At 72.6% G+C, this 12,278-nt stretch carries 7 protein-coding genes; 3 read left to right on the top strand and 4 right to left on the bottom strand.

Going from position 1 to position 12,278, the window contains the following annotated elements; translation table 11 throughout:
* Positions 1 to 372: 372 nt before the first annotated feature.
* Positions 373 to 927, bottom strand: coding sequence for a MarR family winged helix-turn-helix transcriptional regulator (locus ACGFU6_RS39045; RefSeq protein ID WP_123524656.1), 555 nt, complete (start codon positions 925 to 927; stop codon positions 373 to 375).
* Between the two features lie 156 nt (positions 928 to 1,083).
* On the opposite strand from ACGFU6_RS39045, the gene ACGFU6_RS39040 reads away from it, so the two are divergent.
* Positions 1,084 to 2,394, top strand: a complete 1,311-nt coding sequence (locus tag ACGFU6_RS39040) for an MFS transporter (protein WP_393617352.1) — start codon at positions 1,084 to 1,086, stop codon at positions 2,392 to 2,394.
* Positions 2,395 to 2,419: 25 nt separating this feature from the next.
* Here ACGFU6_RS39040 and ACGFU6_RS39035 read toward each other — a convergent pair whose 3' ends face one another.
* Together ACGFU6_RS39035 and ACGFU6_RS39030 are read right to left on the bottom strand one after the other, a co-directional pair.
* On the bottom strand, positions 2,420 to 4,084 hold the full coding sequence (locus ACGFU6_RS39035) for a SpoIIE family protein phosphatase (protein WP_393617350.1): 1,665 nt from the start codon (positions 4,082 to 4,084) through the stop codon (positions 2,420 to 2,422).
* A gap of 246 nt (positions 4,085 to 4,330) precedes the next feature.
* Positions 4,331 to 5,728, bottom strand: coding sequence for an NAD(P)/FAD-dependent oxidoreductase (locus ACGFU6_RS39030; protein WP_393617349.1), 1,398 nt, complete (start codon positions 5,726 to 5,728; stop codon positions 4,331 to 4,333).
* Between the two features lie 336 nt (positions 5,729 to 6,064).
* Here ACGFU6_RS39030 and ACGFU6_RS39025 point away from each other — a divergent pair, with 336 nt between their 5' ends.
* A complete protein-coding gene (locus tag ACGFU6_RS39025; protein ID WP_393617347.1) occupies positions 6,065 to 6,970 on the top strand; it encodes a TetR/AcrR family transcriptional regulator in 906 nt (301 codons plus the stop codon).
* A gap of 278 nt (positions 6,971 to 7,248) precedes the next feature.
* Positions 7,249 to 9,309 (top strand): sigma-70 family RNA polymerase sigma factor, encoded by a 2,061-nt coding sequence (locus ACGFU6_RS39020; RefSeq protein ID WP_393617345.1) that lies wholly within the window; start codon positions 7,249 to 7,251, stop codon positions 9,307 to 9,309.
* On the opposite strand, the gene ACGFU6_RS39015 is transcribed toward ACGFU6_RS39020, so the two are convergent.
* Positions 9,296 to 12,278, bottom strand: a 2,983-nt coding sequence (locus tag ACGFU6_RS39015) for an ATP-binding protein (protein ID WP_393617343.1), incomplete at its 5' end; no start/stop codon positions are given. The two genes, ACGFU6_RS39020 and ACGFU6_RS39015, sit on opposite strands and share 14 nt — an antisense overlap.

Raw genomic sequence — 12,278 nt, 5'->3', positions numbered from 1 at the left:
CCCGGTCGAAGCGGGCCTCGCATTTTCGCTTTCCAGTTCTTCGCTTTCGCGTTTCCCTTTCCGGCGAGTCCGACTCTATCAGATCCTTTCGGGCCTGATTCCCAGTCAGCGGGGCTTGTCTTCCCGGCTGTTGGGCCGTTCCGACGTCTCAAACTCTAGCGGATCTTCCCGGTGACTCATAATCGAGTCCTCGAAATGAATTTCGGCATACCGAAATTCTCCCGGGTGGGAGATCGTACTGAGTTTTGGTTGCCGCATTCGCGGCGGGATCGGTTGCCGTGGAACCGTTCCGGCTCCGTGACAACTCGAAGAACCTTACGGATCGCGGTGGGGCGTGTCAACCCCTCCCCGGGCCGCGCCCGCAACCGGTTTTCAGTCCAGGTCGGTGAGGCGGCCGCCGGCGTCCGGCTGGGCGTGCTCCACCCGGCGCAGCAGCCGGATCAGCATCTCGCCGAGGACCCCGCGCTCGTCGCCCGAGAGGTCCTGGAGCAGGTCCTCCTCGAAGTCGGCGGCCATCCGCATCGCCTCGAGCCACTTGGCCCGGCCCTCGTCCGTCAGCTCGACGATGACGCGGACCCGGTTGTTCTCGTCACGGTCACGGGTGACGAGGCCCTCGCCCGCCATCCGGTCGATGCGGTGCGTCATGGCGGCCGGGGTGAGCCCGAGACGCTTGGCCAGCTCCCCCGGGCCCAGCCGGTACGGGGTGCCGGCCAGCACGAGGGTCTTCAGGACCTCCCACTCGGTGTTGCTGATGCCGAGCGCGGCGACCTGGCGTCCGTACGCCACGTTCATCCGGCGGTTCAGCCGGCCGAGCGCCGAGACGACCTGCTCGACCTGTGGGTCCAGGTCCCGGAACTCGCGCTGGTAGGCGGCGATCTGCTCGTCGAGGCTCGGCTCCTGGAGACCGGGCTCGGTGGTGTCAGACATGGCGCGCAGTATGGCACGCCACCCATGGGCGTCGAAGTCCTTCGATCTGTATTGTTGACGTTCTAACTTTAGTGCTAAAGTCTTCGGGTTCGAGTCGTTCGGATCGCTCGATCACATGGCTTCGAGACCTTGAGGTAGGTGAGTGTGACCAGGGAAATGGGTGCAGCACTGCGGCGGATCCAGCTGGGGAGCGCGCTGAGCGCGTTCGGGCTCGGGTTCACCGTTCCGTATCTGTACGTCTATGTGGCGCAGGTACGGGATCTGGGTGCCGGTACGGCGGGAGTCGTGCTGGCGGTCTTCGCCATGGCGGCGCTCGCCGTCCTGCCGTTCACCGGGCGGGTCATCGACCGGCGCGGGCCGCTGCCCGTGCTGCTCGCCGCCTCGGTCGTCGCTTCCCTGGGCGCCGCCGCCCTCGGCTTCTCCTCACAGGTGACCGCCGCCGTCCTGTCGGCCGCGGTCCTCGGCGCGGGAACGGCCGTCATGCAGCCGGCCCTCGCCACGATGCTCGTCCAGTGCTCCGACACCGGCACCCGCACCCGTGCCTTCGCCATGCAGTTCTTCCTGCAGAACCTGGGCCTGGGCATCGGCGGACTGGTCGGCGGGCAGATCGTCGACACGGAGCGGCCGTCGTCCTTCACCCTGCTGTTCCTGATCGAAGCGGTGATGTTCCTCGTACTCGGCGCCATCACGGCGACCGTGCGGATGCCTCGTACGCCTGCTGTCGTGGCGGGGGTTTCCGGTGCCGGTGACGGCGCGCCGGGCGGCGGGATGCGGGCGATGCTCTCGCACCGGGCCATGGTGCAGCTGTGTGTGCTGGGGTTCGTGGTGTTCTTCGCCTGCTACGGACAGTTCGAGTCCGGGCTCGCGGCGTACGGCACCGAGGCTGCCGGGATCGAGCCCTCCACGCTCGGGATCGCGCTGGCCGCCAACACCGCGGTGATCGTCGTCGCCCAGTTCGTGGTGCTGCGCCTCGTGGAGCGCCGCCGTCGCAGCCGGGTGATCGCCTCGGTCGGTCTGATCTGGGCCTTCGCCTGGATCGTGGCGGGCTACGCCGGACTCGGGCACGGCAGCCAGACCATGGCGACGGCCGCGATGATCTCCACGTACGCGCTGTTCGGGCTCGGTGAGTCGATGCTCTCGCCGACCGTCGCGCCGCTGGTCGCCGACCTGGCGCCGGAGTCGATGGTCGGGCAGTACAACTCGGCCTTCGCCCTGTGCAAGCAGCTGGCGCTGGCGGTCGGTCCCGCCGTCGGCGGCCCCATGGGGGCCTCGCTGCACGGGCCTTACATCGTGACGTTCGTACTGTTCTCGCTCGGGATCACGGTGCTCGCGCTGCGGCTCGGCCGGCGGCTCACCCCCGTACAGGACCAGCCCTCGCTCGCGGCGGTGCCGTCGCGGGTGGTGGCGGTGTCGTTGCCGGAGAGTACGACCGCCGAGGTGCCGGCCCCGGTCGCCGCCGTCCACTGACGGCCGGGGCCGCCCGCCCTGCCGTCTAACGCGGCAGGGCGAACTCGCACCAGACGGCTTTGCCGCCGCCCGGGGTGCGGCGGCTGCCCCAGGACGTGGCGATCGTCGCGACGATGGAGATGCCCCGGCCCGCCTCGTCCGCCGGTTCGGCGCGGCGGCGGCGCGGCAGGTGGTCGTCGCCGTCCGTGACCTCGATGATCAGCCGGCGATCGGTGCGCCGCAGGCCCAGGCGCATCGGCGGTGTGCCGTGCTGGAGCGAGTTGGCGACCAGCTCACCGGCGGCGAGGACGCCCAGGTCGCACAGTTCCACCGGGAACCGCCACGACGTCAGGACGCCCGTCGCGAAGGCGCGGGCACGCGGCGCCGCCTCGATGCCGCCGAGCAGATCGAGCGAGGCGTTGTGGAAGAGCTCCGCGGTCGAGCCGGTGCGGGCGGGGTGCTGGACCACCAGGACCGCCACGTCGTCGTCGTGCTCCGCGGTGATGTTGAGGGAGCGCATCAGGCGGTCGCACACCACCTGCGGTGCGCCCTTCGCGCCGGACAGCGCCCGTTCCAGGGCGGCCACGCCCTCGTCGATGTCCTCGTTGCGGCGCTCGACCAGGCCGTCGGTGTAGAGGACGGCGGTGGAGCCGGGCGGCAGCGCGATCGTGCCGGAGGTGTGGGTCCAGCCACCGGTGCCGAGCGGCGGACCGGTCGGTCCCTCGGCGCGGTGCACCGTGCCGTCCTCGTCGCGCACCAGGATCGGCAGGTGGCCGGCGGAGGCGTAGACGAGCCGGCCCTCGTTGGGATCGTGGACCGCGTACGCGCAGGTGGCGATCTGGCTGGCGTCGATCTCGGCGGCCAGTCCGTCGAGCAGCTGGAGCACCTCGTGCGGTGGAAGGTCGAGGCGGGCGTAGGCCCGGACCGCGGTGCGCAGCTGTCCCATCACCGCGGCGGCGCGCACCCCGCGCCCCATCACGTCCCCGATGACCAGGGCGGTGCGGCCCGCGCCGAGGGTGATGACGTCGTACCAGTCGCCGCCGACCGCCGCGTCCGTGCCGCCGGGCTGGTAGGTGGCGGCGATCCGCAGGTCGTCGGGCTGTTCCAGCTCCTGCGGGAGCAGTGAGCGCTGGAGGGTGACGGCCGTTTCGCGGTGGCGTCGTTCGCTGGTGCGCAGCCGCTCGGCCGCTTCGGCGTGGTCGGTGACATCGGCGGCGTAGACGAGCACTCCGCCCTCGTGCCCCTCGTCCTTGTCGTGCTGAACCGGGGTGCAGGTCACGGTGTACGAGTTGCCGCTGCCCGCCTTGCGGGACTTGACCGTGCGGGGTGTGCCGCTGCGCAGGACCTGGTCCATCAGGGGGAGCAGGCTGAGTTCGGTGAGCTCGGGCATCGCCTCGGCGGCCGGGACACCCGCCGGGCGGGGGCCGAAGGCCGCGGCGTAGGCGTCGTTGACGTACGCGACGCGGTGTTCGGGGCCGTGCACCAGAGCGACGAGGGCGGGCAGCTGGCCGAGGATGTCGCGGGCGGAGAGGTCCTCCAGCGCGGGCGCGGGGGGCCGGGTCGCGGGGCCGTCCGGCTCGCCCTGCGGCGGGCCGGATCCGGTCTCGTCCTGTGCGTACTCGGCGCGGGCCGCCGGTACGGCACTGTGGTCGTCCCGGGCGGCTCGACGCTGCGTACCGGGTAGGCGGGCGCTCCAACGCGTGAAGTTCACGGAATTTCTGGCCTCGTGTGTCGGTCTGGTCCGCTCGGGCGGGCTGCTTCCTCTGCCGGGTCCTGTGCTGCCTGTTCTCCCTGCCGGTCTGTTCCTGCTGCCGGTCCGCTCCCGGCGGTCCGGGGGCCGGACCTGCGGGAGAGCTCAGCCGGAGCCCGTCGCTGCCGTTACTGTCGGTCGCTGCCTGCCGGGTCACTCTGTGCAGATGTGAGCCCACCTATGGTCACACGTCCAGTGTGTCGGACCCTACTGACAGTCGTCGCCGTCGCCCCCGGGCCGCCTTCCTGCGGCGAGTTCGAACTCGGCCCTGGGGTGTTCCAGTGAACCGAGGGAGACGATCTCTCGCTTGAACAGGCCGGCGAGCGTCCATTCGGCGAGCACCCGGGCCTTGCGGTTGAACGTGGGGACCCGGCTCAGGTGGTACACGCGGTGCATCAGCCACGCAGGGTAGCCCTTGAGCCTGCGTCCGTAGACGTGCGCGACGCCCTTGTGGAGGCCGAGCGAGGCGACGGAGCCCGCATAGCTGTGCCGGTACTCCGTGAGCGGTTCGCCGTTCATGGACGCGACGATGTTCTCCGCGAGGACCTTGGCCTGGCGGACCGCGTGCTGCGCGTTGGGGGCGGTCTCCCGTCCGGGCTCCTCGGAGGTCAAGTCGGGGACGGCGGCCGCGTCACCGGCGGCCCAGACGTGCCCGGCCCCTTCGACGGTGAGCTTCGCCGTGCAGATGAGCCTGCCGCGCTCGTTGAGCGGGAGGCCGGTGGCGGCGAGCAGCGGCGCGGGTTTCACGCCGGCCGTCCACACGAGTGTGCGGGTCGGGAAGCGGGAACCGTCGCTGAGCACGGCCACCCGGTCCTCGCAGGAGTCCAGCCGGGTGTCGAGGCGTACGTCGATGTTGCGGCCGCGCAGCTCCCGTACGGCGTACTTGCCCATCGATTCACCGACCTCGGGCAGGATGCGGCCGGTGGCCTCGACGAGGATCCATTTCAGATCCTCGGCCTTGATGTTGTGGTAGTACCGCGCGGTGTAGCGGGCCATGTCCTCCAGCTCGGCCAGCGCCTCCACGCCCGCGTAGCCGCCGCCGACGAAGACGAAGGTGAGGGCGGCGTCGCGGATGGCGGGGTCGCGGGTGGCGGAGGCGATGTCCATCTGCTCGATCACGTGGTTGCGCAGCCCGATGGCCTCCTCGATGGTCTTGAAGCCGAAGCCGTGGTCGGCGAGGCCGGGGACCGGGAGGGTGCGCGATACGGAGCCGGGCGCGATGACGATCTCGTCGTACGGGATCTCGACGGCTCCGGTGCCGTCCTCGCCCGTGGCGAGCGTGGTGACGGTCGCGACGCGCTTGACCGGATCGACGCGTTGCGCCTCACCGATCACGATCGTGCAGTGCGGCAGGACCCTGCGCAGCGGGACGACCACATGGCGCGGTGAGATCGAGCCGGCGGCGGCTTCGGGCAGGAACGGCTGATACGTCATATAAGGATCAGGGGTGACGACGACAATCTCGGCCTCGCCGCTTCTCAGCCGCTGCTTGAGCTTCCGCTGGAGACGCAGCGCGGTGTACATCCCGACGTAGCCGCCACCGATGACGAGAATGCGCACGCCCGGCGGGGGGCCGGGGGGTGTTCCCCCGGAATCTGAAGCCATCACCTCCCCATGACGCAACGCGCTCCGGAGTTTGTCCACAGCCCCGGCAAATTGTGTGACCGGAGCTTCCGAACGGGCCGCTCCGGTTGATCCTTGGGGCAATACGGAAGCCCCGCAGGTCAGGGGTTGCGGTGAGGGGTAGGGACGGAGGACGAATCGGTGATCAACCGGTCCTTGTTCCGATCGGGGGGCGCTCCGGGCGGAACTGCCCCCTTCTGAATTGACCCCGGCTCAACTATGTTCGTGTGTCGTCGGGGTGACGGATGGGACCATCGCTCAACCCGGCAGACACGGCGGGAGTCTCCGGGGGGAGACGTCATAACCGGGGGAAAAGTTATGCATATTCAGGAATCGCATTGGCCAACTGCTGCTGTCGCGTCCGAAGGAAACGGGCGAATCGGCGCAGTCGGTACAGTCAGCGCGGTCGGAACGGTCGGAACGGTGAGCGGAATCGGGTCGTCAGGGACCTCCGTGGCACCGGGAGCGGTGAGCACGCTGAGTGCCGCACTCGGCTCGGGCAGCGTCAATGCCGGAGCGCGAGGCCGCTCGGCCCCGCTGCGGGTCGACGCGCAGCGCAATCTGGAACACGTGCTGCGCGCGGCACGCGAGGTGTTCGGTGAGCTCGGCTACGGCGCTCCGATGGAGGACGTGGCGCGTCGCGCCCGGGTCGGTGTCGGCACGGTGTACCGGCGCTTCCCCAGCAAGGACGTGCTGGTGCGGCGGATAGCCGAGGAGGAGACCTCCCGGCTGACCGACCAGGCCCGGTCCGCGCTGGGGCAGGAGGAGGAGCCGTGGTCGGCGCTGTCGCGCTTCCTGCGGACCTCGGTCGCCTCGGGCGCCGGGCGGCTGCTGCCCCCGCAGATACTGCGGGTCGGCGTGGACAGCGACGACTCGACGGTGGTCGGCGATCCGGGCGCCGCCCGGGACGAGGCGCGGGTGCCGCAGCAGCGGCAGGAGGCCGGCCAGGGCGGGCTGCGGGTCGCGGAGCCTCGGCAGGAGCCGGAGCCGGCGGAGCCGGAGTTCGACGCCGGCAGTGGAGCGGCCGAGCTGCTGGAGGTCGTGGGGCGGCTGGTCGACCGGGCGCGGACGTCGGGTGAGCTGCGCCGCGATGTGACGGTGGCCGATGTGCTGCTGGTCATCGCGACGGCGGCGCCCGCGCTCCCCGACGCGGCTCAGCAGGCGGCGGCTTCGGCCCGGCTGCTGGACATCCTGCTGGAGGGGCTGCGCTCACGGCCTGTGTGAGTACAGCGCTCACGGCGTGTGTGAGTGGCGGGGCGGGTGCGGCCGGGCGGCCGTGGCCGCCCTCTGCCGTCACCTGAGGCATGACCGGGCTCAATGACGCCCGACTGCCGCGTCCGCCCAACCCGCTAACCCTTCCCCGAACTGGTGTCCGCTAGTGCTGATATTCGGGAGAACGCCCCGGATGAGTGGTTGCCAGGGCTGAGGGGTGGCCGCTCCTGCCCTCTGTGGCACGCTTGCCCGGTATTCGGGGTCCGAAAGCGCATACGGGGGCGTCCGCGATGAGCGGTGACGGGCAGCAGGAAGAGTCGTTCGACGGTGTGTCCACCACGGGCGGCGGGAATGGCACGGGCGGCCGGCCGGCCGAGCATGTGCCGAACCAGGCGGGGCCCGGACGCCAGGGCGCCGACGAAGAGGGCGGCGGCACGGTTCTGCCCGGACCCTGGCCCCCCGTTCCGGTCGAGAACCCGGCGCCGTCGGGCTCGGACACGGACCTGGGCCCGGACACCGACACCCGCGCCGACTCCATCGATGGCGCGGCCCCGGCGGCCGCGGTCCCCATGCAGCGGGTGGGCGGCGGCACGAACGCCGCCGATCCCGCCGGACTCGCCCTCTCCGACGCCCAGTTGATCCAGCAGATGCGGGACGGGGACGACCTCGCGTACGACGAGTTGTTCCGCCGGCACTCGGACGCGGTGCGCAGGTACGCGCGCACCTGCTGCCGGGACGCGCACACCGCCGACGACCTGACGGCCGAGGTCTTCGCCCGGACGCTGCAGGCGGTACGGGGCGGCAAGGGGCCCGAGGAGGCAGTGCGCGCCTACCTGATGACAGCGGTCCGGCACGTCGGCGCCGCCTGGACGAGGACCGCCAAGCGGGAGCAGCTGGTCGACGACTTCGCGGCGTTCGCCGCACAGGCGTCACGCTCGTCGGAGGTGTCGGACGCGGACACCCTCGATCTCGGCGCCGACGTGATGGCGATGCACGAGGCCGAGCAGTCGATGGCCATGCAGGCCTTCCGCAGCCTCCCGGAGCGCTGGCAGGCGGTCCTGTGGCACACCACCGTCGAGGAGGAGTCGCCCAGCGACATCGCCCCGCTGTTCGGGCTGACCGCCAACGCCACCTCGGTGCTGGCCAGCCGGGCCCGCGAAGGGCTCAAGCAGGCCTACCTCCAGGCCCATGTGAGCCAGGCGCTCACCTCCGGCGGCGACTGCGCGCGCTACGCCGACCGGCTCGGCGCCTATGCCCGTGGCGGGCTGCGGATCCGGGCCGAGCGCGGCCTGCGCGGGCACCTGGACGAGTGCGCTCAATGCCGCTTGGCCGCCGGTGAACTGGCCCATGTGAACGCCGGGATTCCCGCGCTGCTCCCGGTCGCCGTCATCGGCTGGTTCGCCGCCGGATACGCGGTCAAGGCCGCCGGGATCGTCGCGGGCGGCGCAGCCGGTGCGGCGGGCGCGGGAGCCGCGGCCGCCGCGACCGGCGGGGGTTCGTCCGCGTCATCGGCCGGTGGGGCCGCCGCCTCCGAGGGGCTCGGCGCTCCGGCGAAGGCCGGCATCGCGGCGGCGGTCGCCGTCGCGGCCGCCGCCGGACTGGTGTGGGCACTGGTCGGCGACGACCGGCCTCGGCCCGAGGCGAAGCCGGTGGCCAGGCCGCCGGCCGTGGCGCCCGCGGTGCCGTCGCCCGCACCGCCGAAGCCGAAGCCCACCCCGCCGCCCAAGCCGGCGCCGCCCGTTCCCGCACCGCCGAAGCCGGCGCCCGCCCCTACGCCCACACCCACGCCGCCCGCGAAGCCCACCCCGCCGGCTCCGGCGCCACCGCCGCCCGCCCCGAAGCCCACGCCTACGCCCACTCCGACGCCGACTCCGACCCCGACGCCCCCTCCGCCACCCGCGCCCGCACCGGCGCCGGAGGTCTACCAGGTCAACGAGTTGAACTACAGCCTCCTCGGGGACCACACCGGCCCGGAGGTGGTGCTCGGGGAGAGCAGCTGGGTCTGGCAGCGTTCCGGGATGTCGATCGGCGGCACGCGGTACGACCACGGGGTGACGGTCCACAGCCGCTCGTCGGTCGTCATCGAGCTGAACCGGCGGTGCACCCGTTACGAGGCGATGGTCGGCGTCGACGACCTGACCATGGGCCTCGGGTCCGTGCGCTTCTCCGTGTTCAACGGTGACGGGGCGCGGCTGTGGCAGTCGCCGGTGATGAACGGCGACGATCCGGCCGTGCCGGTCGGCGTCGGTATCGAGGGCCAGGACCGCATCCGGCTCGTCGTGGAGCCGGCCACCCCCTTCGGCGGGGTGGCCCTCGCCAACTGGGCGGAATCCCGCATCAGCTGCCGTTGACCACCGGTCCGCCCGACTCCGGTTCGCCCGGCTCCGACCCGCTCGCCTCCGTACCAGCGATCTCCGTGAGCAGTTCGACGACGTCGTCGAGGGTCAGTGCACGGCCCGCCGCGCGCTCCTTCTCGTAACTCCGCTCCCCCAGCGCCTCGCGGGCCAGCTGCCCGGCCTCGTCGACCGCCGCCTGCTCCACCGCGGTCCTGGGGCCGGAGAGCCGCCAGCTGTCGGCGGCGGCCAGGACGCGCACGGCGGCCGCGTGGTGGCCCAGCTTCGGCAGCACGGTCCCGAGGCCGTCCGCCAGGTATCCGGTGATGACCTCGGCGTACTGCGCGTCCCTCGCCGCGGCCAGGGCCGAGGCCAGCCCGCGCAGAGCTACGGCCGGGCCGCCGCGGGGCTCCGGCTCGTGCGCCGCGATGCGGGCCGACAGCCCGTCCAGAAGTGCGGGCATCTGCGTGGGCGGGTTGCTTTCGTCGTTCCTCCGCTGCGCCGCGGTGAGGCTGCGTCTGGCGGCCTCGATGTCGCCCCGGTCCAGAGCGATGACGGCCCGCAGGTAGTGGACGTACGCGGCCGCCTCGTGCGTCTGGTAGCGGTCGGCCTCGGCCTCCGACCGGTCCAGGCCCCGTTCGGCGGCGGCCACGTCGCCGGTGCGGTAGGAGAGTTCGGCCAGCCGGGCCAGGAGGAACGGGGCCTCGGCGTGGGCCCCGACCTCACGGGCGAGCAGCAGCGCCTCCTCGTACGCCGGACGCGCCTCCTCGTACCGCCCGCGCATCATGCCCGCCTCGGCCGCGGCGCTCTCGACCTGTGCGCGCATCCAGCGGTCCCCGACGCGGCGGCTCAGAACGCGCAGTTCCGCGAGGTCGTCGTCGACTCCCGGCATGCCGCCCGGCATGTCGACGACCATGTGCGTGCGGAACATCAGCGAGACCCCGTACTCCCAGGCGTCGCCGTGGATGCGGGCGTTGTCGACGACCGCGTCGATCTTCCGGCGTACGTCCCGCATGTCCGACGTGCCCAGCGTGATGAACGAGGTCATCGGCCAGAGCAGCCCGGGGAAGCGGGCGGCGTGGGGTCCGGACGACACGAACGCGTCGGCCATCCGTCGCACCAGTCCCTCGTCCGGCCGGCCGTCGCGGTCCGTGTCGGGCGCGCGGCTCTCCGCCTCCAGGAAGAACCGCAGCATGTGCAGATTCATCCAGGGCCAGTAGCGGGGGTCGGTGGCGTCGGCGGGCTCCGGGCCGAACATCAGCGCCCGCGCGGTCCAGCCGAGACCCTCGACGCGGTAGTTGCGCAGCCACCAGAACCAGCCCATGCCCAGCACCAGACGCGCCGCGTCCGACTCCGAGGAACCCGACGGCCGACCGGACCGGCCCGCGGAGGCGGTCGTGCGGTGCAGCGCGGCCCTGATGTTGTCGAGATCCGTCTCCAGGCGCTGGATCCAGGAGAGCTGGTCGGCGGAGCGCAGCTTCGGCTCCGCCTCCTCGACGTAGGCGAGGAAGTACGCGGTGTGCGCCCGCCCCGCCTCGGCCTGGACGTCCGGGGTCTCGGCGCAGCGCTCGATGGCGTACTCGTGGATGGTCTCCAGGAGGCGGTAGCGCATGCCGCCGGCGGCGACCGGGGTGGCGACGACGAGGGACTTGTCGATGAGCGCCCCGATGAGATCCGCGGTGTCGGCGGCGGTGTGCCGGGCGGGACCGGACGCCGTGGTGAGGACCGCCTCGGCGGCGGGCAGGTCCCAGCCGCCCGCGAAGACCGAGACCTGGCGCAGGGCGGTGCGTTCGTCCTCGTCCAGGAGGTCCCAGGACCAGTCGACGACGGCCCGCAGGGTCTGCTGGCGCGGCAGTACGGTGCGGCTGCCGCCGGTCAGCAGGCGGAAGCGGTCATCCAGCCGGCCGGCGATCTGGCGCGGGGTGAGCATCCGGAGCCGGGCGGCGGCCAACTCGATGGCGAGCGGCAGCCCGTCAAGGCGGCGGCAGATCTCGGCAACGGCGTCCGCGTCGTGCGCCGCCTCCCGCTCGGGGTCGAACCCGGGCCGCACGGCACGGGCCCGCTCGGTGAAGAGACGGTGGGCGAGATCGGCCGGGAGCGGGTCCACCGGCCGTACGGATTCGCCGGGCACGCCGAGCGGTTCGCGGCTGGTGGCGAGGATGCGCAGCCGGGGGCAGCGGGTCAGCAGGGTCTCGGCCAGCGCGGCCGCCGCGCCGATGACGTGCTCGCAGTTGTCGAGGATGAGGAGGAAGGGGCGGGATCTGGAGGAGTGCGCGAGATGGTCCGTCAGCAGGTCGACCGGCTCGGTGCGCGGATACGTTCCCTCGTGACCGCTGTCCCGCAGCAGGGCCGTCTCACGGAGCCCGAGCGCGGAGAGCACGGCTCCCGGGACGGCTTCGGGATTCTCCACCGGGGCGAGTTCCGCGAGCCAGACCTCACCGGCTGCGGCACGGCCCCCGTACGCCGCGGACTCCTCGGCCAGCCGGGTCTTCCCCGAGCCTCCCGGACCGGTGAGGGTGACCAGCCGGGAGCGGGTCAGGTCGTCCCGGATGGTGCGGAGTTCGGGCTCGCGCCCGACGAAGGAGGTGAGCCGGGTGCGGAGGTTGCCCCGGTGTTCCGCCGCCTCGGCGCCGGGTGCGGATGGCGCGGGGCTGAGCAGTGCGCGGTGGAGGGCGGTCAGTTCGGGCCCGGGGTCGGTGCCGAGCCCCTCGGCGAGCGCGCGGCGCGCGTCCTCGTACGCGGCGAGCGCGTCGGCCTGCCGGCCCGCCGCGCGCAGGGCGCGGATGAGCTGGGCCCGGAAGCGTTCGTCGTACGGGTGCGCCGCTGTCAGCTCCACCAGCTCGGGGACGAGGGCGGCGGGCGGGGGTGTGGCCGCGGAGGGAGGAGGTGTGGTGGGGGGGGGGGGGGGGGCGGCCCCCCCCCGCCCGGCGGGCGGGCGGGGGGGGGGGGGCCCCGCGCCCCCGCGGGGGGGGGGGGGGGCCGGGCGG

It is taken from the genome of Streptomyces sp. NPDC048462 (assembly GCF_043200175.1).
In the GTDB taxonomy this organism is placed as follows: Bacteria; Actinomycetota; Actinomycetes; order Streptomycetales; family Streptomycetaceae; genus Streptomyces.
This window is presented reverse-complemented; position numbering and strand designations above follow the sequence as displayed.